We start from the raw sequence: 22542 nt of genomic DNA, 5'->3' as shown, positions 1-22542 counted from the left end.
CTCGCGCTCAGCGCTTGGCCAGCCAGGTGCTGTAGAAGCTGGGGCGGCCCACGGCCTCGAAGCCCACCTCGCGCACCCAGGTCGCACCCGCGAAGGCCTGGGGCTCCTCGAAGATCGGGATCACATAGGCCTGGTCGATCAGATAGTTCTGCACCTCGCCGGTCAGCGCGAGGCGCCGGTTGGCATCGGTCTCGGCCGCGATGGCATCGAACAGGCGGTTGAGCTTGCCGTCCTCGAAGGACTTGACCTTCTGGCTCACACCGCCTTTTTGCAGCAGCACATTGCGGTTGCTCGGGTAGTAATTGCTCTTGATCACGTCAGGATCGGCGCGGCCCACCATGCCCGGCAGCACGCCTGTCTTGTCGGGGTCCAGCGTGTCCACCGTGCGGCTGCCCGAGTCTCCGGCCAGCACATTGAGCTTGATGCCCAGCCTGGCCCATTGCTGGGCCACGAGCAGCAGGGTCTCCTTGTTCTGTGGCTGGGGCAGGGATTCGTAGGTCGAGAGCACGAAGTCCTGGCCGTTCTTCTGGCGCAGGCCGTTGGCGCCCAGGCTCCAGCCAGCTTCGTCGAGCAATTGCCTAGCCCTGGCCTCGTCAAAGACCAGCTTGGTCGACAGGTCCACATAGCCGGCTGCCGTGGAGGCGATCACCGAACGTGCCTGCGGGTAGCGCGGCGAGAACAGGGTTTCGACGATCTCCTTGGTATTGGTGCCATGCAACAGGGCCTGGCGCACCTTGAGATCGGCCACAAGGGCGTTGTCGGGACGGATGGCGATGCTGTTGTTCACGCCGCGCGTGGAAGGCGCATAGATGGCGAACTTCTGCTGCTCCACGCGCTTTTCGTCATAGGCCTGGACCTGGCGGATGAAGCCGGCCTGGCCGGCCAGCAGTGCGCCTATGCGCACGCTGTCCTCGGGCGTGACGATGAACTTGACTTCATCCAGGCGTGCGCGGCCCTGGTGGGCCAGCTTGGCCGGGGCCCAGCGGTAGTCCTGGCGTGCCTTGAGCACCAGCTCCTTGCCCAGGGTCTCGCTGGCCACCACGAAGGGGCCCGAACCTATGATGCGCGTGGCATCGCCAAGCTCCTCGAAGGGACGATCCAGCGTGGCCGGCGAGACCAGGCCCGAGCCGATCACCGAAGTGCCCTGGAGAAAGCCCGGCGAGGGTTTCTTGAAGAAGAACTTCACGGTCAGCGGATCGACGACTTCGCTGCGCTCGTAATTGTTGATGACCTCGGAAACCGGCTGCTTGAGCGCCTTGTTGCCCAGGCCGTAGGTGTCGAAGTTGCGCGCCACGGCGGCCGCGTCCAGCGGCGATCCGTCCGAGAAGCTCACGCCGGAGCGCAGCTTGAAGCTGTACTCGGTGGCATCGGCGTTCACGGTCCAGGACTCGGCGATCCAGGGCTGGATTTCCAGCGTCTCGGGTTCCTGATAGGTCAGCTTGTCCGTGATCTGGTTGAGCACGCCGCCGTTGGGATAGAAGCCCCCGGCAGGCGGATAGAGATTGGTATGTGCCTGCTGTTCGAGATAGACCAGGGTGCCGCCCTGGACCGGTTCCGCCGATGCGCCGGCGTGGGCCGTGCCGGATTGCCTGGAGCAGCCGGCCAGCAGCATGCTGCCCGTCAGTACCGCCAATGCGGCCCATAGGGCGCGGCGTCGGGCCGGCTTGTTCACCGGCTGTTTTATCGATGGATCCGTCTGCGAAGGGAAAAACACGTTCATACCTCGTCGCCGCATGGCGTTGAAAACTCTGGTTCCGGACGCATCGCCGCAGCGACCGACCGGATTCATGGTTCTCATGCTATCGACACCAAATATTCGTGTTCATATATTGAGTAGCATCGTTATGCGAAAAACAACTAAGCGGTGAGAGGCCGCATATTTGCAAAGCGCATAAGCGCAGACGAATTCCTTTGTTGGCCCGGCGCGCCGCTCTCACAACAATGGCCTGGCATTCCTCTATCGAAAGCCCGCTCATGAGCCATCTCAACGAATATCTTTCCGAAAAACGCGCGGCCGTGCTGGCGCGCAGCGCCGCCATCGAGGCGGGCACGGCCCAGGCCGCCAGGCTCAAGGCCAGCGTGCGTGCCGAGGGGCGCAGCGGCGTGCGCCGTCTGCGCATCCGCGAACACCAGGTCATCAGCGACAGCCCGCCCGACTTCGCGGGCTACAACCTCGGCCCGAGCTCGCCCGAGCTGCAACTGGGCGTGCTGGGCACCTGCGTGACCCATATCTTTCTGATCCAGGCGGCCGAGCGCCAGGTGCCGCTGGAGAGCCTCGAAGTCGAGGTCACGGGCGTCATAGACCCGCGCGGCGGCAAGCCCGGCCATGAGGCGACGCCGATCTGGCCGCACGATATCGGCTATACCGTGCATATCGATTCGCCAGCCAGCCGCGCCGAGATCAATGCGCTGTTCGAGGCCGTGGAGCGAAGCTGCCCCATCCTCAACCTGCTGCGCAACCCCCAGTCCATCCGCGCCGAGGTGCGCCATACCGACTCCAGCGCGCCCGAGCGCCTGGCGGCCTGAGAACCTCTAGAAAGACTTTTGCATGAGCCTGCCACTCGACCATATCGTCATCGCGGTCCAGGATCTGGAGCGCACGATTGCCGACTACCAGTCCCTGGGCTTCAACGTGCTGCGCGGCGGCGAGCACCCGGGCCGCTCCACGCACAACGCCCTGGTGGTGTTTGCCGACGGCGTCTATTTCGAACTCATTGCCTGGCGTGCGCCCGCGCCCGAGGAACGCTGGTGGCAGCAGTTGCAGCAGCATGGCGAGGGCCTGGTCGACTTTGCGCTGCTGCCCTCCGAGACCGGCGCCGTGGTGGCGGCGGCCCAGGCGCGCGGCCTGGACTATGAAGCGCCTTATGAGGGCGGACGTCTGCGTCCCGATGGAGAGCAGCTGCGCTGGCGCAATGCACGCGCCCACAGCCAGGATCTGCCGTTTCTGTGCGGCGACCTGACGCCGCGTGCCTTGCGCGTGCCCGAAGGCCAGGCCCGGGTGCATCCCAATGGCGTGACCGGCGTGGCGCGCCTGGAAGTGGCGGTGAAGGACCTGCGGGCCAGCCTGGCGCGCTGGCGGGCCTTGCTCGGCGAAGGCGTGGATGTCGGCGCGCTGCGAGTCTCGGCCGACGGCAGCACGCAGCAGGTATCGCTGGGTCTGGGCACCACCGAGCTGGTGCTGGCGGCACCCGTACAGGCTGCAGGCCCTCTGGCCCAAAGACTGGCCACTCGCGGCGAAGGACCTTATGCGATCGTGCTGTCGGTGCCGCAGCAGGCGGTAGCAGAGGGACTGAACGAAGTTGCCACCCACGGGGTGCGCATTGAACTGGCACTGCATGCCGGCAGCGAGCTGGAAACCGCCGCCGCCTAGGCCCAATAACAGGGGCGCTAGAATAGCGCCCCCGCTGACACCCATGCCCACTTCGGTGGGCGTTTTCGTTGCGGCCGCGTCAGCCTTTGCGGGCCGGCGCGGTGCAGCGCCGCCTTTCATGACCACAGCTCTCACGTCTGCCACTCTGGGCATCGATTTCGGAACCTCCAACTCTGCTGCTGCCTATCGCCTGCCTGGCAAGACCGCAACTTTGCTGCCTCTGGAAGGGGCGGCCACGGGCATGCCCACGGCGCTGTTCTTCAATACCGAAGAACACAGCACGCATTTCGGCCGCGATGCCATGCAGCAGTATCTGGCAGGTGAGGAAGGGCGCCTGATGCGCTCCCTCAAGAGCCTGCTGGGCAGCAGCCTGTTGCTGGAAAAGACCGCGGTGCACGAGCAGCTCGTCAGCTATCAGGACATCATCGCGATCTTTCTCAAGCGCGTGGCCGATCAGGCGCGTCACGCGCTGGACGGTCGTCTGCCCGAGCGTGTGGTGCTGGGGCGTCCCGTGCATTTTGTCGACGAACACCCGGAGCGAGACCGTCAGGCGCAGGATGCCCTGGCCGCTGCGGCGCGCGCTGCTGGCCTGGGCGAAGTCAGCTTTCAGCTGGAGCCGATTGCGGCGGCGCTGGATTACGAGCAGCGTCTGAGCGAGGAGCAGTTGGTGCTGGTGGTCGATATCGGCGGCGGCACCTCGGACTTCACGGTGGTGCGTCTCGGTCCGCAACAGGCCGGGCATGCCGACCGCACCCAGGACATTCTGGCCACCACCGGCGTGCATATCGGAGGCACGGATTTCGATCATCGCCTCAACGTGGCCCAGGTCATGCCGCTGCTGGGCTACAAGCACATCGGCCCCAGCGGGCGCGAGGTGCCCAGCAGCGTGTTCTTCGATCTCTCCACCTGGCATCTGATCCAGTGGCTGTACACAGCCAAGGCCCTGGCTGCGGCGCGCGGTCTCAAGAGCGATTACAGCGATCAGCAGCTGCACCAGCGGCTGATGAAGGTGCTGGATTGGCGCGAAGGCCATAGGCTGGCCGATGCGGTGGAGCAGGCCAAGATTGTGACTTCGCAAAGCCATGCGGCCTCGGCCATTGCTCTGGACTGGCTGGAGCAAGACCTGCCGGCGGCCATCTCCCCGGAGGTTCTGCAGGAGCAACTGCAGGCCTTGCTGCTGCAGGTCGTCGAATGTGCGCAGGACTGTGTGCGCCAGGCCGGCGTGGCAGCGCCAGACGCCATCTATCTGACCGGCGGCTCGTCGGCCCTACGTACCCTGCGCGATGCGCTGCGCGTCGCTTTCCCCGATGTGCCGCAGGTCGAAGGCGACCTGTTCGGCGGCGTGGCAACCGGTCTGGCCTACGCTTGAGTCGCAACCAGGCTTCCCCAAACGGGGGGCTGCGGGGCAGCCCTTGCCAGGCGTCTCTGGTTTGTACCGCGCCCGGTTGACCTACCTATTCCTCTTCGGCGGCCCGCTTGAGTTCCAGCGCCCGGTCGTAGAGCGTGTTGCGGCTGGCCCTAGTGATTTCGGCGGCCAGCTTCACGGCCGTCTTGGTCGGCAACTCGGCCAGCAGCAGCTTGAGCACGCGCTCGGCCTCGCCCGACTCCTGCTGCACCGCCACGGGGTGCAGCACGATGGCGAACTCGCCCTTGACGCGCTGCGGCGAGGCCTGCAGCCAGGCTGCCAGCTCGTGGGCCGGCATGCTCGCGATATCTTCAAACTGCTTGGTGATCTCGCGCGCCAGCGTGACGCGACGCTCGCCCAGCAGGGCCAGAGCCTGGGCCAGCTCGATGATGCGGTGCGGTGCTTCCAGCAGCACGGTGCAACGCGGCTGGTCGGCCAGCTTCTGCACGGCGGCCAGTCGTTCGGCATTCTTGGTGGGCAGGAAGCCGGCAAACACAAAACCGCTTTCGCCCTGTGCCGGCGTGACGGCGCCGGCCACGCTGATGGCCGATGTCACGCTGCTGGCGCCGGGCAGCGGAATGCTGCGCAGACCCGTGGCCTGCAGCGCCGCGCACAGGCGCGCGCCCGGGTCGCTGACGCCGGGAGTGCCGGCATCGCTGACATAGGCGATGCGCTGGCCTTGCTGCAGGCGCTCGATCACCTGCTGGGCGGCTTCTGCCTCGTTGTGCTGGTGCACGGCCAGCAGCTGGTTGCCGGGTCGGTCCAGCCCATAGCTGCGCAGCAGGCCCTGGGTGTGGCGCGTGTCTTCGCAGGCGATGCAGTCCACGATCTGCAGCACATGCAGCGAGCGCAGGCTGATATCGGCCAGATTGCCAATCGGCGTCGCCACCACATACAGGGCTCCCTGCGGATAATGCTGGGAAGCGGCCGCGTCATGTGCGGCAGTCAGTGCAGAGGCGAAAGAGGTAGTCAATGGATTTCCTTGGAAAGCGGCCCAAGCCGGCGCAAAGCACAACCGCACGCGGGCAGCAGGCCGAGGATGCCGCGTTGGCGCATTTGCAGACGCGGGGCCTGAAGCTTGTCGAGCGCAATTATCGGACGCCGGGCCGTGGTGGCGGCGAAATCGATTTGATCCTGCGTGACCGCGACGGGTCTTTGGTGTTCGTCGAAGTCCGCAGCCGCAATACCGAGCGCTTCGGCGGTGCCGGCGGCAGCATCGGCCGTCTCAAGCAGCAGCGCATCGTGCTGGCCGCCAGATACTATCTGATGCGGCTTGCGGCAGCGCCGCCATGCCGCTTTGATGTGGTGCTGGTCGACAGCGCCGGGAACCAGATGCGCATCGAATGGCTCCAAGCGGCATTCGAGGCGCTTTAGTCGCCGCGTCATAGTTGTGCGCAACACTGATGCGCAAATAACGGTTTGCTACCAAAGAGATAACAGGTGGCGGGTATCATCGGGCCTCCATGCTAGAGCAACGAATTCAACAGCATTTCATCGACAGTGCCGACCTGAAGTACCAGGCCGCCCAGGCGCTGAGCCAACCTATTGCTTCCGCCGTACAGGCCATGCTGGCCTGCGTGACGGGCGGCGGCAAGGTGCTGGCCTGCGGTACGGGCGTTTCGGCCAGCGATGCCCAGTTATTTGCCTCCCTGTGCGTGACAGGGTTCGAGCGCGATCGTCCCGAGCTGGCGGCCGTGGCCCTGACTTCCGATGGCGGCCTGCTGGGCAGCGTGGGAGCCACGGGCTCGGGCGGCAATGCCAGCCAGTATCTGGCGCGTCAGGTGCGGGCGCTGGGGCAGCCCGGCGATCTGCTGCTGCTCATGTCGGTGACCGGCAACGACACGGCTGTGCTGGAGGCTCTTGAGGCCGCCCACGAGCGCGACATGATGGCCGTGGTGCTGACAGGCCGCACCGGCGGAAATCTGGCCACCGCCGTGCGCGAGACCGATGTACTGATCTGCGTGCCCCACGACCGTGCGGCGCGCGTGCGCGAAACCCATACCTTGATCCTGCACTGTCTGGCCGATGGTGTGGACTCTCAACTGCTTGGTGACCAGGAGATGCCTTTATGAAGTTGAAGTGGACCCGTGTTGCATGTGCGGCCCTGACTGTTGCCGCTCTGGGCGGTGCCTTGAGCGGTTGCGTGGCTCTGGTGGGCGGCGGTGCTGCTGTGGCGGGCATGTCGGCAGTGGACAGGCGTACCACCGGCACACAGGTTGAGGACCAGGGCATAGAGCTGCGTGCCGGCAATCGCATCAGCGAGGTGATGGGCGACAAGGCCCGCGTCAGCGCCACCAGCTACAACCGTGTGGTGTTGCTGACCGGCCAGGCAGGCAATGCGACGGACAAGGCAACCATCGAGAAGCTGGTGCGCGAACAATCCACCGTGCGCCAGGTCTATAACGAGATCGAGGTCGCGCCTTTCACGGCCACTCTGGGTCAGCGCTCCCAGGATTCTCTGATCACGACCAAGGTCAAGGCCAGTCTGGTCAACGCCAAGGACATTTCATCCTCGGCCATCAAGGTCGTGACCGAGAACAACGTGGTCTATCTGATGGGCATAGTCACGCCGCGCGAATCCAAGCGGGCTGCCGAGATCGCTCGTGGCGTCAACGATGTGAGCAAGGTTGTGCGCCTGTTTGAGGTCATCTCCGAAGATGAGCTGGCTGCAGCAACATCCAAGGCCGCCCCTGTGGTCGAGGATCGCTCCAGCATGAACTGAGGTGAGCTGACGGTCACAAAAAAGCCGGACTCGAGTCCGGCTTTTTTCATGGCGAAGCGGCTCAGCGCAAGCGCTGGATCAGGCTGGAGGTATCCCAGCGATTGCCGCCCATGGCCTGTACATCGGCATAGAACTGGTCCACCAGTGCGGTGACGGGAAGGCGTGCGCCATTGCGCTGGGCCTCGGCCAGCACCAGCCCCAGATCCTTGCGCATCCAGTCCACGGCAAAGCCGAAGTCGAACTTGCCCACGGCCATGGTCTTGCCGCGATTGTCCATCTGCCAGCTCTGGGCGGCTCCCTTGCCAATCACATCGAGGACTTTTTCCACATCGAGGTCGGCACGAAGGCCAAAGGCAATGGCTTCGGACAGGCCCTGCACCACACTGGCCACGCAGATCTGATTGACCATCTTGGTCAGCTGACCGTTGCCGCAGGCGCCCATATAGGTGAAGGCGCGCGAGAAGGCATCGGCCACCGGGGCCACCTGGTCGAAGACATCCTGATCGCCGCCGCACATCACGGTGAGCTGGCCGTTGACCGCCCCGGCCTGGCCGCCCGACACAGGGGCATCGATAAAGTGCAGGCCGCGTTTGCGTGCTTCGGCATACAACTCGCGTGCCACCTGGGCCGAGGCCGTGGTGTGATCGACAAAGATGGCGCCAGGCTCCATGCCTGCAAAGGCGCCGTCGTCGCCCAGCACAATGGAGCGCAGGTCGTCGTCATTGCCCACGCAGGAGAAGATCATGCGTGCGCCCTTGACGGCTTCGCGGGGCGTGGCCGCATGGCTGCCGCCGGGGAATTCCTCGGTCCAGGCTTCGGCCTTGGCAGCCGTGCGGTTGTAGACCGTGACCTGATGGCCAGCCGCAGCCAGGTGCCCGGCCATGGGATAGCCCATGACACCCAGGCCCAGAAAGGCCACAGGAGTGGAAGCGCAAGCAGCGTAGCTGCGGGAGGCGATGGTGGCTGTGCTCATGAAATCCTCTAAGACTTGGTGCGAAACAGTTCGATCATGGTAGCGCCGGAGTGCATGGCCGTGGCTGACAGCAGGGGCCTGGGCAGCCCGCCACGCAGCAAAACCCGCGCTCCTCCTGTGGGAAGAGATGCCAGCGCCTTGGGCTTAGACGATGGTCAGATGCTCGGTGCCGGCCGCCAGGTCCAGAGTCCGGGCACGCTGGCTGTTGAGCTTGATCTGCAGACGCAGGTCGTTGACCGAGTCTGCATTGCGCAGCGCGTCTTCATAGGTGATGAGATTGGACTCGAACAGGTCGAACAGCGCCTGGTCAAAGGTCTGCATGCCGATATTGCGGCTTTTCTTCATGATCTCCTTAATCTCGACGACTTCGCCCTTGAAGATCAGGTCGGCGATCAGCGGAGAGTTGAGCATCACCTCGATGGCGGCGACACGGCCCTTGCTGTCCTGCTTGGGGATCAGGCGCTGGGAAATGATGGCCCGCAGATTCAGCGACACGTCCATCAGCAATTGCGGACGGCGCTCTTCGGGGAAGAAGTTGACGATACGGTCCAGAGCCTGGTTGGCACTGTTGGCGTGCAGCGTGGCCAGACATAGATGCCCGGTTTCCGAGAACGCAATCGCGTGCTCCATGGTTTCGCGGTCACGGATTTCGCCCATCAGAATCACATCGGGCGCCTGGCGCAGCGTGTTCTTGAGCGCGGCTTCCCAGCTTTCAGTGTCCAGTCCCACCTCGCGTTGCGTGACCACGCAGTTCTTGTGCGGATGCACGAACTCCACGGGATCTTCCACGGTGATGATGTGGCCGAAGGAGTTTTCATTGCGCCAGTCCACCATGGCGGCCAGCGTGGTGGATTTGCCCGAGCCCGTCGCGCCGACCAGGATGCACAGGCCGCGCTTGGTCATGGTCACTTCCTTGAGCACCTGCGGCACGCCCAGGCCGTCAATCGTGGGCAGGGTGCTGGGAATGGTACGCAGCACCATGCCGACCTTGCCCTGTTGCATGAAGGCGTTGACACGGAAGCGCCCCACACCGGCAGGCGAGATGGCGAAGTTGCACTCCTTGGTGTGTTCGAAGTCCGCCACCTGCCTGTCGTTCATGATGGAACGCGCCAGGGCCAGCGTATGCAACTGGTTCAGCGGCTGTGGCGAAACCTTGGTGACTTTGCCGTCAATCTTGATGGCGGGCGGAAACTCTGCAGTGATGAACAGGTCGCTGCCGTTGCGGCTGACCATGAGCTTGAGCAGATCGTTGATGAATTTACTGGCCTGATCGCGTTCCATGATCACTCCTTGTCCAGTGGCCAACAGCAAGGGCCACTCTTAAAAATTGGCACGGCCCAAGCGAGAGACAGCCAGCAAGGGCCGTCCCGCAGCAAAGGCTGTCGTCCCCCTCGGGGGGAAGCGGCAAAGCCGCTCAGGGGGAGCCTTATCCAGGAAAATTCTCGGGAATCTTCGCCTTGCTGCGCGCTTCGGCCGGGCTGATGAGGTTGCGGCGCACCAGATCGGTCAGGTTCTGGTCCAGAGTCTGCATGCCCATGTTCTGGCTGGTCTGAATGGTGGAGTACATCTGTGCCACCTTGGCTTCGCGGATCAGGTTGCGGATGGCGGGCGTGCCCAGCATGATCTCGTGTGCGGCCACACGGCCCTGGCCGTCCTTGGTCTTGCACAGCGTCTGCGAGATCACGGCCTGCAGCGACTCGGACAGCATGGCTCGCACCATTTCCTTTTCCTCGGCCGGGAAGACGTCGATGATACGGTCGATGGTCTTGGCTGCCGACGAGGTGTGCAGCGTGCCGAACACCAGGTGCCCGGTTTCGGCCGCCGTCATGGCCAGACGGATGGTTTCCAGGTCCCGCATTTCGCCGACCAGAATCGCGTCCGGGTCTTCACGCAGCGCGGACTTCAGCGCTGCCGCGAACGACAGCGTCATGGGGCCGACTTCGCGCTGGTTGATCAGGCATTTCTTGGACTCGTGCACGAATTCGATGGGATCTTCCACCGTCAGGATGTGGCCGTACTCGGTCTCGTTCAGATAGTTGACCATGGCAGCCAGCGTGGTGGACTTGCCCGAGCCCGTGGGGCCGGTCACCAGCACCAGACCACGTGGCTTCAGGGCCAGGTCGGCAAAGATCTTGGGGGCGTTGAGCTGCTCCAGTGTCAGGATCTTGCTGGGAATGGTACGGAACACGGCCGCCGCGCCGCGGTTCTGGTTGAAGGCATTGACACGAAACCGGGCCAGACCTTCAATCTCGAACGAAAAGTCCACTTCCAGAAACTCTTCGTACTGCTTGCGCTGGGCATCGCTCATGATGTCGTAGACCATGGCGTGCACGGTCTTGTGGTCCAGCGGATCGATGTTGATGCGGCGCACATCGCCGTGGACGCGAATCATGGGTGGCAGGCCTGCCGACAAATGCAAGTCCGAAGCCTTGTTCTTGACACTGAATGCCAGCAATTGCGTGATATCCACGGAGATCCCTCTCTGGTTTGATACTCTGGCGCCAATTATGACGACGATTGAAAACAATCTGGGGCAGATTCATGCCCGCATGGCAGCCGCTTGCGCCAGTGCAAGCCGGCCCGTGACATCGGTGCAACTGCTGGCCGTTTCCAAGACCTTTGGCGCGGATGCGGTGCGCGAGGCGGTGCTGGCCGGCCAGCGCAGCTTTGGCGAGAACTATATCCAGGAGGCCGTGGAGAAAATTGCCGCGGTGCGCGCCATGCAGCTGGCGGGCGGCGAAGCGCTGCAGTGGCATTGCATAGGCCCCATCCAGAGCAACAAGACGCGGCTGGTGGCCGAGAATTTCGACTGGGCTCAGACCGTGGACCGGCTCAAGATCGCCGAGCGCCTTTCGGCCCAGCGTCCGCAAGGCATGGCACGGCTCAATGTCTGCATCCAGGTCAATGTGGATGGCGGCGCCACCAAGTCCGGCGTCATGGCCGAGCAAGCACTGGAGCTGGCCGAAGCCATGGTGAAACTGCCCAATCTGCAGCTGCGCGGCATCATGAGCATTCCTGACGATGCTCCTGATTTCGAGGCGCAATGCGCAGTCCACAAAAAGGCCAAAGCCGTTTTTGAGTCCATCAAGGCCAGTGGTCTCGCGGGGCTGGAGCATTTCGACACGCTGTCCATGGGCATGACCGGCGATCTGGAAGCCGCCGTGGCAGCAGGCAGCACCATGGTGCGCGTGGGCAGCGGAGTGTTTGGGAAGCGGAGCTACACCCCCTGAGCGGCTGCGCCGCTTCCCCCTCTCTCTACGCGCTGCGCGCTAGGGGAGGGGAACGACACCCTCGGTGCGGGGCGGCCCTTCCTTGGTGTCTCTGCGTTGGTCCGCGCTGGTATCAGACCGCTTAGGCCATGCCATACCGCACAGGAGATTGTGCTCAAGGTCGCTTCATCTGGCACTCCGTGGGTAGATCAAGCTGCTGGGCGGAATAGACGGCGTCGGTTCTGAAACCGTAGTTCGTGCCTTCCCAGCCGGTCTTGACCAGCTTGCCGTCCACGGGGGCGATGGTGTTGACGACCTGGGGCAGCAGCAGCTGGTGGTCCTTGCCGCGCATCTTGACGGGGCCGAAGACGGTGTCCATGGACATGTCCTCCATGGCCCTGGCAATTTTCACGGGCTCGGTGGACTGGGCCTTGGCCATGGCAGCGGCCAGCATGCGCGGCACAAGATCCATGCGCGGGGCCAGAAAGTCCTGGTTCATCCTGGCCTTGTACTCCCTGGCCCGGGCGTCGGCCTGAGCATGGTCGGCCATGCCGGGATGCCATTCCGCGACCCAGGTCACCTGGCCTATCTTTGCCTGGGAAATCGAGGTCACGGTGCCCGGAAAGCCGCCGGCACTATGGTTGAAGTAGCGCAGGTTGTAGCCCGAGTCCCCGGCGGACTTGAGCAGCAGAGCCAGATCCTGGCCCCAGTTGCCGGTGATGACCGAATCGGTGCCGACCTCCTTGATCTTGGCCACATAGGGCGCAAAGTCCTTGATGCGGCCCATGGGGTGCAAGGTCTCGCCCACGAACTGCACATCCGGCCTTGCCTTGGCTACCATGCTGCGCCCGAAGCTGGCCCATTGCTTGCCATGGGCATAGTCCTGGTTGAGCAGAAAGACCTTGCGGATCTCGGGCTGGGTCTTGATGTAGTTGGCAATGGCCTGCATGCGCATGGCCGTGTTGGCGTCGAACATGAAATGCCAGAAGCTGCAGGACTTGCCGGTCAGCTCGGGATCGATGGAGCTGTGGTTGAGTATCAGCAACTCCTTGCCCGGGTTGCGCTGGTTGTAGCGCGATGCCGCCTGCACCAGGGCCGTGACCACCGATGAGCCCGAGCCCCCCGTCACCACCACGCGTGCGCCCTGATCAATGGCGGCCTGCAACGCGCTCTGGCTCTCCTGGGCCGAGAGCTTGCTGTCGAACTGCAGCAGCTGGAATTTCGCGCCGTTGTAGAGGCCGCCCTTGGTATTCACGTCATCGACAGCGTAGAGCACATGGTTGCGCATGACTTCACCTACATTGGCAAACGGGCCGGAGAGCGGGTCGATGAACGCGATCTTGAACGGCTCTGCCGTCTGGGCGGATACGGTGCCGGCACAAAGGCCGGCGGCCAGCGCAAGGGCTGAGAAGCGAACTGACATGGTTTTGTCTCCAGGAGTTGGAATGGCGCCTTGGCCTTCGAGGCTCTCAGCTGGCGCTGTTGGTGGTGGATGAAGCGCTCTTGCGGCGCCTGGGGGGCGAAGGGTTCTGCGCTGCCGGCGTCGGTGCGGCTCTGGCCGCGCGTTTGCGCGCAGGGGCCGCAGCAGTGTGCAGGCCCAGCACGCGCGAGGCCAGATCGGTGAGCTCGACCACCATCTCGGCCGGGCCAAGCTTGCCGCCAGGCTGATACCAGTTGTAGAGAAAGCCGGGCAGACTGCAGGCCGCCTGTGCCGTGATGCGGGTGTCGCGGAAATCGAAATGCCCGCTGGCGCGGCCTTCGTCGAGCAGGGCGCAGAACTGCTTGTAGAACTGCTGGGCCACATTGCGCGAGGCCTTGAGATAGGCGGGGCTGAAGGCCTGCGGCTCGCGGTAGGGGAAGAAGCCCGCCGGGTAGTGCGCAATGGTGGCGGCGATCAGTCGCTGAAGACCGTCGATGGCTTTTTCATGCGCGGGGCGCGGGTCGTCGGCCGCAAAGTCCAGCACCGTGAAACAGGCCTCGGTCGGTGCCCAGCACAGGGTTTCGAAGATCTCCTGCTTGTTGCGGAAGTAGTAGTAGACAAAGGGCTTGGTCACGCCCAGCGCCTGCACGATCTGTTCGATGGTGGTGTTGGCATAGCCATAGCGGTCGAACAGGGCTTCGGCGGCCTTGAGAATGCGCTCGCGCTTCTCGTCGGAGCCGGCTGTGGGCAGGCGCTGGCGGCCGCGCGGCGCCACGGGCGCAGCCGGCTTTTTCTCGGTCTTTCTGGTCGTGGCGGGCATGAGGGTTTGCGTGTGTCGCATTCGTTATACCAATGGGTAGCATTGTTCTACCGGCAGGTATACATTGACAAGACGCCGAGCAGCAGATTGCCCTAAGGCAATCCCTGAGAAAGCTCGCAAGTGGCGCCGCTGTTCGGTCTATACGAGACACCCAGGAGACAACCATGGCTGAATCCGAAATCCTCATTCCCCTACATGAGGCCTTGCGCCGCAATGCGCGTCAGCATCCCGAGCGCGATGCCTATATCTGGTACGGACAGCACATCAGCTGGCGCCAGGTGGATGAGGCCAGCGATGCCGTGGCCGCGCATCTGCAGCAACTGGGCGTGAAGCCCGGCGAGCCCGTCGCCCTGTTCATGAACAACTGCCCGCAGTACATCGTTGCGCATTACGCGGTGCAGAAGATCGGAGCCATCGTCTGCCCCTGCGGGCCGCTGAACAAGGAGCATGAACTCGAATACCAGCTCAACGATCTGCAGGCACGGGTCATCATCGCGGCCGATGTGCTGCTGCCCGTGGTCGACAAGGTGCGCGGCAGCACCGCGCTGCAGCATGTGCTGGCCGTGCGCTACGGCGACTGGCTGCCCGCCAGAGCCACGCTGCCCCTGCCTGTGGAACTGCAGGCCCCCGTGCAGCCGCTGCCCGCCAATGTGACGTCCTTCTGGGATCTCATGCACAGCGGTGCCAGGCCCGCGCCTGTCGATGTGGACATGGACGAGGTGGCGCTGATGACCTATACCTCGGGCACCACGGGTCTGCCCAAGGGCGCCATGCTGAGTTTTGGCGCGGCCGCGTACAAGACCGCCGGCGCGTCCCTGGTGACCGGGGTCGGCGCCGAGGATGTCCTGCTGGCCGTGGCGCCGCTTTATCACATCGCCGGCATGTCCATGGGGGTGAACATGCCCGTGCATTCGGGGGCGACCTGCGTGCTGCTGCATCGCTTCGATCCGCTGGCCGTGGCGCAGGCACTGGAGCGCTATCGCGTCAGCTGGTGGTACAGCATCGCGCCCATGAATGTAGCGCTGATGCAGGTGCCCGGCGTGGAGAAGATGGATTTCAGCGCGCTGCGCCGCAACACCGTCACCAGCTTCGGCATCACCTATACCGAGGATCTGGCGCAGCAATGGCGCAGGTTCGCACCCAACGCCATCTCCAGCGAGGCGGCCTACGGCCTGTCCGAAACCCACACCATGGATACCTTCATGCCGGGCGATGCCATCCGCTGGGGCACCCATGGCAAGCCCGCGCCGGGCAACGAAATCCGGGTGATAGATCCAGAGACCGGCGCACCGCTGGCCGCAGGCGAGGTGGGCGAGATCATCATTCGCGGCCCGGGCAACTTCAAGGGCTACTGGAACAAGCCCGAGGCCACGGCCAAGACGCTCAAGGACGGTTGGGTGCATACCGGCGACATGGGCAAATTCGATGCGGACGGCTATCTGACCTTTATCGGCCGCTTCAAGGAAATGATCAAGGTCTCGGGCTACAGCGTGTTCCCCGAGGAGGTGGAGACGATTCTGATCAAGCATCCGGCCATCGCCCAGGCGGCCGTGATCGGTGTTGCCGACGCTCAGAAAGGCGAGGTCGTGCGCGCCTTCATCGTGCGCAAGCCCGGGCAGAGCCTGGAAGCGGACGGGCTGCTGGCCTGGAGCAAGGAAAACATGGCCAGCTACAAGGCTCCGCGCGAGGTGCGTTTCATCGATGCCTTGCCGGCCACCGGGGCTGGCAAGGTATTGCGCCGCCTGCTCAGGGACATCCCCTGATCGACACACGCTGCCGGCTCCGGATCGGCGCAAGTTGCGAACCATTCAAACGAGATTCCTATGTTCAAGAAAGTCCTGATCGCCAACCGCGGTGAAATCGCGCTGCGCATCATCCGTGCGCTGCAGGAGCTGGGCATTGCCAGCCTGGCGGTGTACGCCGCCGACGATGCGGCGGCCCCGCATGTGCAGGCCGCTGACGAAGCGCAGGCACTGGGCGCCAGCGGCCCGGCAGCCTATCTCGATGGTGCGCAGCTGCTGCGGATCGCGCAGCAGCACGGTTGCGACGCGCTGCACCCGGGCTATGGCTTTCTCAGCGAGAACGCGGACTTTGCGCGCGCCTGTGCGGCAGCGGGCCTGCGCTTCATCGGCCCGACGCCCGAGCAACTGGCGCTGCTTGGCGACAAGGCCAGAGCCCGTGCGCTGGCGCAGCAATGCGGTGTGCCCCTGATGCCCGGCAGCACCGAGGCCGTGACGCTGGAGCAGGCACAGCAGTTCTTTGCGCGCCAGCAGGCCGACGGGGCCAGTGGCATCATGATCAAGGCCATCGGCGGCGGCGGCGGTCGCGGCATGCGTGCGGTCACCGAGGCCGGCGAGGTGGCGGCCGCCTACCAGCGCTGCCGCAGCGAGGCCCAGGCAGCCTTCGGCGTGGACGGCGTCTATGTCGAGCGGCTGATGAGCGGCGCGCGCCATATCGAGATCCAGCTGCTGGGCGACGGCAGCGAATGGCCGATGGCGCTGGGCGAGCGCGAATGCACGCTGCAGCGGCGCTTTCAGAAGCTGGTGGAGATTGCGCCCAGCCCCAGCCTGACGCAGCCGCTGCGCGAGCGCATCACCGAGGATGCGCTGCGCATGGCAGCCAGGCTGCGCTACGAAAGCCTGGGCACATTCGAGTTTCTGGTCGATCTGCAGTCCGAGTCTCTGCCCTATGTCTTCATCGAGGCCAACCCGCGCCTGCAGGTGGAGCACACGATTACCGAGGAGGTCTTTGGCGTCGATCTGGTGCAGGCCCAGATCCGCATTGCGGCGGACGAGCATTTTGCCGACCTGGGCCTCAACGTGAATGCCCCGCCCCGGCCGCGCGGCCATGCCATGCAGTGGCGCATCAATGCCGAGACCCTGGATGCCCAGGGCCACTCCCGCCCCGGCAGCGGCCGCATTGCCGAGCTGCACTGGCCGCAAGGCCCCGGCATACGCCTGGACGGTCATGCGCAGCAGGGTGCCAGTCCGTCGCCGCACTACGACACCTTGCTGGCCAAGCTCGTCGTGCACAGCCACGCGCCGCGTTTCGAAGATGTGCTGCGCCGCTCCCGGCGCGCGCTGGCCGACTGCCGCATTGCGGGCCTGGCCACCAATCTGCCGCTGCTGCAGGCCCTGGCCCAGCGGCCCGAGATGCTGGAGCAGACCGTGCACACGCGCTGGCTGGAAGAGGTCCTGCCGCAGCTGGTGGAAGCCGCAGAAAAGATAGCTTCAAGCGCAAGTCATTCAAGGAATTCAGATACTTTTGAGTCTGAAAACAATGTATCCCAAGCGCAGCAAGCTCCTGAAAATGCAGTGCTGGCCCCCATGCCGGCCAGGGTCGTGCAGTGGTCTGTTGCGGTGGGCGAGCAGGTGGCCAGGGGCGCCGAACTGGGCATTCTCGAAGCCATGAAGATGCAGCACGTGCTGTTCGCGCAGGCGGCGGGCCGGGTCCAGGCGCTGCTGGCGGAGGCCGGCAGCTATGTGGCGCAGGACCAGGCCTTGCTGGTGCTCGCGCCCGTTCAGGGGGAGGCCGCGCATGCCGAGGTTCAGGCGCAGTTGCAGGACCCCGACCACATTCGAGACGATCTGCAGCGCGTCAAGGATCGCCATGGCTTCACGCTCGATGCAGCGCGGCCCGATGCCATGGCCAGGCGCCATGCCCAGGGCAGCCGCAGCGCGCGCGAGAACATTGCCGATCTCTGCGATGAAGGCAGCTTCATCGAATACGGGGCGCTGGCGATTGCGGCGCAGACACGCAGGCGCAGCCTCGACGATCTGGTGGCCAACACGCCGGCCGACGGCATGGTGACGGGCATGGGCTCCATCAATGCCGGGCAGTTCGGAGTGGAGCGGTCGCGCGCCGTGGTCATGTCCTATGACGCCACGGTGCTGGCCGGCACCCAGGGCGCGCGCAATCACGCCAAGACCGACCGCATGCTGGGCATCGCGCTGCAGCAGAAGCTGCCCGTGGTGCTGTTTGCCGAAGGCGGCGGCGGCAGGCCCGGCGATACCGACACGCCCGTGGTCGCGGGCCTGCATGTGCATACCTTCGCGGCCTATGCGGCGCTGTCGGGCCAGGTGCCCGTGGTCGGCATCACCCATGGCCGCTGCTTTGCGGGCAATGCGGCGCTGCTGGGTTGCAGCGACGTGATCATCGCCACGCGCAGCAGCAATATCGGCATGGGCGGACCGGCCATGATCGAAGGCGGCGGCCTGGGCGTCTTCCGGCCCGAGGAGGTCGGCCCTGCCTGCGTGCAGCATGCGAATGGCGTGATCGACATCCTGGTCGACGACGAGGCCCAGGCCGTGACTGCGGCCAGGCACTATCTGTCCTTCTTCCAGGGGCGGGTCGAGCAATGGTCCGAGCCCGATCAGCGCCTGCTGCGTCAGGTCGTGCCCGAGAACCGCCTGCGTGCCTACGATACGCGCGCAGCCATGGCCGGGTTGGTGGACGAGGGCAGCCTGCTGATGCTGAGGACCGGCTTTGGCGCCGGCATCCACACGGCGCTGGCGCGCATCGAGGGGCGGCCCGTGGGACTGATGGCCAACAACCCAGGCCATCTGGGCGGCGCCATCGATGCCGACGCGGCCGACAAGGCGGCGCGTTTCATGCAACTGTGCAATGCCCACGGCATCGCCATCGTCAGCCTGGTCGATACGCCCGGCTTCATGGTCGGGCCGGAGATCGAGAAAACCGCCCAGGTGCGCCATGTCAGCCGGCTGTTCGTCATGGCGGCCAAGCTGCGTGTCCCGTACTTCAGCGTGGTGCTGCGCAAGGGTTACGGCCTGGGTGCCATGGGCATGACGGCGGGCAGCTTTCATGCGCCCATCTTCAATGTGGCCTGGCCCACGGGCGAGTTCGGTGCCATGGGCCTGGAAGGGGCTGTGCGGCTGGGCTTTCGCAAGGAGCTTGAAGCCCTGCCGGAGGGCGCGCAGCGCGAGGCGCTGTTCCAGAAGCTGCTGGCCCAGCAATACGCACATGGCGAGGCCATGCACATGGCGGCCACGCTGGAAGTCGATGCCGTCATCGACCCTGCGGAGACCCGCGCCTGGCTGGTGCGCGGCCTGGCCGGTGCGCGCCTGCGCGAGGAAGGCGGACGCTTTGTGGACACATGGTAAACGCTGATGGGGATATCGAAATTTCAGCGTTCAATCGGCCGAAATCTCCGATGTGCAAAGCGCTTTCAGCTCATGTTTTTGATATGAGCTGCATACGCAAAACCATATTCCGGCTCATGCTAAGCTGAATGTCTTGCACCAGCGCCCCGGCGGCCCAACGTCTGCTCCGGGGTGTTTTTGACTGCCCAGTATTTGCGATTGGAGATATCCCATGCCCGGACTTTTGCCCGACGTCGATCCCGATGGCCTGCTCGAATTTTCGGTGGTCTACACCGATAGAGCGCTCAACCACATGTCCAGGAAGTTCGTGGGCGTGATGCAGGACATCCTGGGCATGCTCAAGGACGTCTATCACGCCAACACGGCCGTGCTGATTCCCGGCAGCGGCACCTTCGGCATGGAAGCCGTGGCGCGCCAGTTCGCCAACCGCGAGCGGGTGCTGATCGTGCGCAACGGCTGGTTCAGCTACCGCTGGACGCAGATCTTCGATGCCGATGCGGGCCTGGGCGGCGGCTCCGTGGTCTGCAAGGCGCGCAAGCAGGGCGAGGGCAGCCAGGATCCCTGGGCGCCATGTCCGGCGGAGGATGTGGCCGAGACCATTCGCGTGGAGCGTCCCAAAGTGGTGTTTGCCCCGCACGTGGAGACGGCCAGCGGCATCATGCTGCCCGATGAATACCTGCGCACCGTCGCCGATGCCGCGCACGAGGTTGGCGCGCTGTTCGTGCTGGACTGCGTGGCATCCGGTGCCATGTGGGTCGATATGGAAAAAACCGGCGTGGACGTGCTGATCTCGGCGCCGCAAAAGGGCTGGAGCAGCTCGCCTTGCTGCGCCATGGTCATGCTCTCGGCGCGCGCCCGCGAGGCCATAGAGCATACGCAGAGCTCCAGCTTCTCCTGCGACCTGAAGAAGTGGATGCAGATTGCCGAAGGCTACGAAAAAGGCCAGCACGCCTATCACACCACCATGCCCACGGATGCGTTGCTGCGTTTGCGTGACGTGATGCTGGAGACGCGCGAATACGGCTTTGCCAAGGTGCGCGAAGAACAGATGGAACTGGGTCGCAAGGTGCGCGAGCTGCTGCAGTTGCGCGGCTTTCCCAGCGTCGCCGCAGAGGGCTACAAGGCCCCTGGCGTGGTCGTGAGCTACACCACTGACGCGGAAATCCAGAGCGGCCGCGCCTTCCTCAAGGTGGGCCTGCAGACCGCCTCTGGCGTTCCGCTGCAATGCGATGAAGGCCCGGACTTCCAGACCTTCCGCATCGGCCTGTTCGGCCTGGACAAATGGCATGACTCGGATCGCTCCGTGGCGCATCTGTCCAAGGCTCTGGACGATATCGGCATTGCCCGGATCTGAGAGGCTGCGGCTGGCGGTATAGCTGCCATGACATTTTTTCGACCCGACTTCGTAATAAAGTCGGGTTTTGTTTATTTACTCAGCGCATCCGATATGAAAAAAGCAATCTCCGTGATCGGGTTTGTATTTGCTCTGGGCGCTGGCGCAGTGGTTCATGCTGCGCCGGTCACTACCGCCAGCGGGCTGATCTATGAAAGCCAGGTCGAAGGCAGCGGGCCCAGTCCCAAGGCGACGGACACCGTCAAGGTGCACTACCGCGGCTACTTCCCCGATACCGGCAAGGAGTTCGACAGCTCCTATGCACGCAAGCAGCCCATCGAGTTCCCGCTCAATGGCGTGATTCCCTGCTGGACCGAGGGCGTGCAGAAGATGAAAGTGGGTGGCAAGGCCAAGCTGACATGTCCTCCCGGCATAGCCTATGGCAGCCGTGGTGCAGGCCGTGCCGTTCCCCCCAATGCCACGCTGAACTTCGATGTGGAGCTGCTGGGCATCCAGGGCCGCTGATCAAGGCCTGTCGATCTCAAGCCGCTTGGCCAGGCGCTGCAGATTGGCTCGATCGAGCTGCAGCTCGCGCGCTGCGGCGGCCCAACTGCCCCGGTGGCGGGCCAGGCTGGAGCTGACCAGCTGGCGCTCATAGGCGCTGACGGTGGCGCGCAGACCGGCCTCGGGCGCAGCCGCTGCGGTGGCCGGGTCCATGGATGCTGTGGCCTGTGCGGCGGCAGGCGCCTCGGCCCGCTCCCAGAGATCGGCAAGTCCCAGGGTCACGATGCGCAGCCTGGTTCCTGCGCGGCTGGCGCTGCCGTCATTGCGGCTCAGGGCCCTGAGCACGGCGCGGCTGATGCAGTGCTCGAGTTCGCGCACATTGCCGGGCCAGCTGCGATTGAGCAGGGCCGCCTGTGCGGCCGCATCCAGGCGCAGGCCGCCGAGCCTGAGTCTGGATCGATTCTCCTCGAGGAAATAGCCCGCCAGCTGCAGCACGTCGCTGTCGCGCTCGCGCAGCGGCGGTACGGCGAGCGGATAGACATTGAGGCGGTGATAGAAGTCCGCGCGCATGCGCCCGGCGCCGACTTCCGCAGCCAGGTCGCGGTTGGTGGCGGCGATCACGCGCACATCCACATGGTGCTCCCGGTCCGAGCCCAGGCGCTGCAGCTGGCCGCTTTGCAGCACGCGCAGCAGCTTGGCCTGCACGGGCAGCGAGAGTTCGCCGACCTCGTCTAGGAACAGCGTGCCCTGATGCGCCTGCTCGAACTTGCCGCTGCGTTCGGTCAGTGCTCCCGTGAAGGCCCCGCGCACATGGCCGAACAGCTCGCTCTCGACCAGGTTGTCGGGCAGGGCCGCGCAGTTGATGCTGATCATGGGCTTGTCGGCACGGCCCGACTGCGCATGCACTGCCTGGGCCACCAGTTCCTTGCCGGTGCCGGTTTCGCCGGTGACGAGCACGCAAAGATCGCTGGCGGCAACCAGGGCAATGTCTTTCTGCAACTGGCGTATGACAGGGCTTGCGCCCTGCAGTCCGCGCTCCTGCGGCGCGGCCGCTCTGGCCGAGCCGGTGGCGCCGCGCGCGAGCTGGGACAGCTGGTGCACGCGCTCGGCCGTGGCCACGGTGGCTGCGGCCAGATTGCTGAAGGCCTGCAGCATGGCCAGCGCCGCGGGGTCGGCGAACCGGCCCGGCTCCAGTGCGTCCAGCGTCAGCAGACCCCAGGGCAGGCCGCCCAGCTGCAGCACGCAGCCCATGCAGTCATGCACATGCAGCTCGCTGATGGCCTGGCCTTTGTGCGCCACCAGCCCGTCATAGGGATCGGGCAGGGGACTGTCGGGTTCGAAGCGCATGGCCTGGCCGGCCGCCAGCAACTGGGCAAAGCGCGGATGCTCGCCCAGGCGAAAGCGCCGGCCCAGCGTGTCCGGCATCAAGCCGTCGATCGCCATGGGGCGCAGCCATTCGCCTTCGAGCTTCAGCAGGGCTACGGCATCGGCGGGCAACAGATTGCGCAGTGCGGCAAGCAGACGGCGCAGACGTTCGCGCTCGGACAGGTCCTGGGCCAGATCGGCGATCAGCGGGCTGACGGCGTTGAGAATGTGAGATGTTGTCATAACGACATCGGATGGTGTCAATAAGACAGCAATTGATAGATGTCATATTGACGCATGT

At 64.7% G+C, this 22542-nt stretch carries 19 protein-coding genes; 11 read left to right on the top strand and 8 right to left on the bottom strand.

What is annotated here, in order from left to right:
* Positions 1–7: 7 nt before the first annotated feature.
* Entirely contained in the window at positions 8–1720 is a 1713-nt protein-coding gene (locus ACWGXF_RS11940; protein ID WP_452101957.1) for a TIGR04028 family ABC transporter substrate-binding protein, read from the bottom strand.
* Between the two features lie 221 nt (positions 1721–1941).
* Between ACWGXF_RS11940 and ACWGXF_RS11935 the strand changes: the two genes are divergently transcribed.
* The 3 genes from ACWGXF_RS11935 to ACWGXF_RS11925 all read left to right on the top strand — a co-directional run bounded on the left by ACWGXF_RS11935 (position 1942) and on the right by ACWGXF_RS11925 (position 4739).
* Complete coding sequence (locus ACWGXF_RS11935; RefSeq protein WP_177340940.1) at positions 1942–2526, top strand: OsmC family protein; 585 nt, start codon at positions 1942–1944, stop codon at positions 2524–2526.
* 22 nt (positions 2527–2548) lie between these two features.
* Positions 2549–3370, top strand: a complete 822-nt coding sequence (locus tag ACWGXF_RS11930) for a VOC family protein (protein WP_452101956.1) — start codon at positions 2549–2551, stop codon at positions 3368–3370.
* A gap of 118 nt (positions 3371–3488) precedes the next feature.
* Entirely contained in the window at positions 3489–4739 is a 1251-nt protein-coding gene (locus ACWGXF_RS11925) for an Hsp70 family protein (RefSeq protein WP_452101955.1), read from the top strand.
* Positions 4740–4824: 85 nt separating this feature from the next.
* On the opposite strand, the gene rsmI is transcribed toward ACWGXF_RS11925, so the two are convergent.
* Entirely contained in the window at positions 4825–5748 is a 924-nt protein-coding gene (rsmI, locus tag ACWGXF_RS11920) for a 16S rRNA (cytidine(1402)-2'-O)-methyltransferase (protein ID WP_452101954.1), read from the bottom strand.
* Between rsmI and ACWGXF_RS11915 the strand changes: the two genes are divergently transcribed.
* The 3 genes from ACWGXF_RS11915 (at position 5748) to ACWGXF_RS11905 (ending at position 7497) form a co-directional block, all read left to right on the top strand.
* Complete coding sequence (locus ACWGXF_RS11915) at positions 5748–6149, top strand: YraN family protein (protein ID WP_452101953.1); 402 nt, start codon at positions 5748–5750, stop codon at positions 6147–6149. The genes rsmI and ACWGXF_RS11915 overlap by 1 nt on opposite strands.
* Before the next feature lie 89 nt (positions 6150–6238).
* A complete protein-coding gene (locus ACWGXF_RS11910) occupies positions 6239–6847 on the top strand; it encodes an SIS domain-containing protein (RefSeq protein WP_003068456.1) in 609 nt (202 codons plus the stop codon).
* A complete protein-coding gene (locus tag ACWGXF_RS11905) occupies positions 6844–7497 on the top strand; it encodes a BON domain-containing protein (RefSeq protein WP_003068458.1) in 654 nt (217 codons plus the stop codon). The genes ACWGXF_RS11910 and ACWGXF_RS11905 overlap by 4 nt, the downstream gene beginning before the upstream one ends.
* A gap of 61 nt (positions 7498–7558) precedes the next feature.
* On the opposite strand, the gene ACWGXF_RS11900 is transcribed toward ACWGXF_RS11905, so the two are convergent.
* From ACWGXF_RS11900 to ACWGXF_RS11890, 3 genes are all read right to left on the bottom strand, one after another.
* Complete coding sequence (locus ACWGXF_RS11900) at positions 7559–8470, bottom strand: NAD(P)-dependent oxidoreductase (RefSeq protein ID WP_087864971.1); 912 nt, start codon at positions 8468–8470, stop codon at positions 7559–7561.
* Positions 8471–8614: 144 nt separating this feature from the next.
* Positions 8615–9751, bottom strand: a complete 1137-nt coding sequence (locus ACWGXF_RS11895) for a PilT/PilU family type 4a pilus ATPase (RefSeq protein ID WP_003068462.1) — start codon at positions 9749–9751, stop codon at positions 8615–8617.
* 145 nt (positions 9752–9896) lie between these two features.
* Positions 9897–10940 (bottom strand): type IV pilus twitching motility protein PilT, encoded by a 1044-nt coding sequence (locus ACWGXF_RS11890; protein WP_003068464.1) that lies wholly within the window; start codon positions 10938–10940, stop codon positions 9897–9899.
* Between the two features lie 37 nt (positions 10941–10977).
* Between ACWGXF_RS11890 and ACWGXF_RS11885 the strand changes: the two genes are divergently transcribed.
* A complete protein-coding gene (locus tag ACWGXF_RS11885) occupies positions 10978–11700 on the top strand; it encodes a YggS family pyridoxal phosphate-dependent enzyme (protein WP_256628893.1) in 723 nt (240 codons plus the stop codon).
* A gap of 154 nt (positions 11701–11854) precedes the next feature.
* On the opposite strand, the gene ACWGXF_RS11880 is transcribed toward ACWGXF_RS11885, so the two are convergent.
* Both ACWGXF_RS11880 and ACWGXF_RS11875 read right to left on the bottom strand, forming a co-directional pair.
* Complete coding sequence (locus ACWGXF_RS11880) at positions 11855–13102, bottom strand: branched-chain amino acid ABC transporter substrate-binding protein (protein ID WP_452101952.1); 1248 nt, start codon at positions 13100–13102, stop codon at positions 11855–11857.
* 46 nt (positions 13103–13148) lie between these two features.
* Positions 13149–13919, bottom strand: a complete 771-nt coding sequence (locus ACWGXF_RS11875) for a TetR/AcrR family transcriptional regulator (protein ID WP_256628890.1) — start codon at positions 13917–13919, stop codon at positions 13149–13151.
* A gap of 164 nt (positions 13920–14083) precedes the next feature.
* On the opposite strand from ACWGXF_RS11875, the gene ACWGXF_RS11870 reads away from it, so the two are divergent.
* The 4 genes from ACWGXF_RS11870 (at position 14084) to ACWGXF_RS11855 (ending at position 20897) form a co-directional block, all read left to right on the top strand.
* Positions 14084–15682, top strand: a complete 1599-nt coding sequence (locus ACWGXF_RS11870) for an AMP-binding protein (protein WP_256628888.1) — start codon at positions 14084–14086, stop codon at positions 15680–15682.
* A gap of 60 nt (positions 15683–15742) precedes the next feature.
* The gene (locus ACWGXF_RS11865) at positions 15743–19039 is read left to right on the top strand and encodes an acetyl-CoA carboxylase family protein (RefSeq protein ID WP_256628886.1); all 3297 of its coding nucleotides are present in this window, start codon (positions 15743–15745) and stop codon (positions 19037–19039) included.
* A 211-nt stretch (positions 19040–19250) separates the two neighbouring features.
* Positions 19251–20393: an aminotransferase class V-fold PLP-dependent enzyme gene (locus ACWGXF_RS11860; RefSeq protein WP_256628885.1), complete on the top strand. Its 1143-nt coding sequence runs from the start codon at positions 19251–19253 to the stop codon at positions 20391–20393.
* A 93-nt stretch (positions 20394–20486) separates the two neighbouring features.
* A complete protein-coding gene (locus tag ACWGXF_RS11855) occupies positions 20487–20897 on the top strand; it encodes an FKBP-type peptidyl-prolyl cis-trans isomerase (protein WP_039050153.1) in 411 nt (136 codons plus the stop codon).
* Here ACWGXF_RS11855 and norR read toward each other — a convergent pair whose 3' ends face one another.
* Complete coding sequence (gene norR / locus ACWGXF_RS11850; RefSeq protein WP_256628883.1) at positions 20898–22484, bottom strand: nitric oxide reductase transcriptional regulator NorR; 1587 nt, start codon at positions 22482–22484, stop codon at positions 20898–20900.
* Positions 22485–22542 lie beyond the last annotated feature (58 nt).

The organism is Comamonas sp. HJ-2, assembly GCF_053615495.1.
This window is presented reverse-complemented; position numbering and strand designations above follow the sequence as displayed.

Excerpts from the sequence above, each read along its gene's own strand:
- ACWGXF_RS11940 (WP_452101957.1), bottom strand. The coding sequence starts at position 1,720 with ATGAACGTGTTTTTCCCTTCGCAGACGGATCCATCGATAAAACAGCCG.
- ACWGXF_RS11935 (WP_177340940.1), top strand. The coding sequence starts at position 1,942 with ATGGCCTGGCATTCCTCTATCGAAAGCCCGCTCATGAGCCATCTCAAC.
- ACWGXF_RS11930 (WP_452101956.1), top strand. The coding sequence starts at position 2,549 with ATGAGCCTGCCACTCGACCATATCGTCATCGCGGTCCAGGATCTGGAG.
- ACWGXF_RS11925 (WP_452101955.1), top strand. The coding sequence starts at position 3,489 with ATGACCACAGCTCTCACGTCTGCCACTCTGGGCATCGATTTCGGAACC.
- ACWGXF_RS11915 (WP_452101953.1), top strand. The coding sequence starts at position 5,748 with ATGGATTTCCTTGGAAAGCGGCCCAAGCCGGCGCAAAGCACAACCGCA.
- ACWGXF_RS11910 (WP_003068456.1), top strand. The coding sequence starts at position 6,239 with ATGCTAGAGCAACGAATTCAACAGCATTTCATCGACAGTGCCGACCTG.
- ACWGXF_RS11905 (WP_003068458.1), top strand. The coding sequence starts at position 6,844 with ATGAAGTTGAAGTGGACCCGTGTTGCATGTGCGGCCCTGACTGTTGCC.
- ACWGXF_RS11900 (WP_087864971.1), bottom strand. The coding sequence starts at position 8,470 with ATGAGCACAGCCACCATCGCCTCCCGCAGCTACGCTGCTTGCGCTTCC.
- ACWGXF_RS11895 (WP_003068462.1), bottom strand. The coding sequence starts at position 9,751 with ATGGAACGCGATCAGGCCAGTAAATTCATCAACGATCTGCTCAAGCTC.
- ACWGXF_RS11885 (WP_256628893.1), top strand. The coding sequence starts at position 10,978 with ATGACGACGATTGAAAACAATCTGGGGCAGATTCATGCCCGCATGGCA.
- ACWGXF_RS11880 (WP_452101952.1), bottom strand. The coding sequence starts at position 13,102 with ATGTCAGTTCGCTTCTCAGCCCTTGCGCTGGCCGCCGGCCTTTGTGCC.
- ACWGXF_RS11875 (WP_256628890.1), bottom strand. The coding sequence starts at position 13,919 with ATGCCCGCCACGACCAGAAAGACCGAGAAAAAGCCGGCTGCGCCCGTG.
- ACWGXF_RS11870 (WP_256628888.1), top strand. The coding sequence starts at position 14,084 with ATGGCTGAATCCGAAATCCTCATTCCCCTACATGAGGCCTTGCGCCGC.
- ACWGXF_RS11865 (WP_256628886.1), top strand. The coding sequence starts at position 15,743 with ATGTTCAAGAAAGTCCTGATCGCCAACCGCGGTGAAATCGCGCTGCGC.
- ACWGXF_RS11860 (WP_256628885.1), top strand. The coding sequence starts at position 19,251 with ATGCCCGGACTTTTGCCCGACGTCGATCCCGATGGCCTGCTCGAATTT.
- ACWGXF_RS11855 (WP_039050153.1), top strand. The coding sequence starts at position 20,487 with ATGAAAAAAGCAATCTCCGTGATCGGGTTTGTATTTGCTCTGGGCGCT.
- norR (WP_256628883.1), bottom strand. The coding sequence starts at position 22,484 with ATGACAACATCTCACATTCTCAACGCCGTCAGCCCGCTGATCGCCGAT.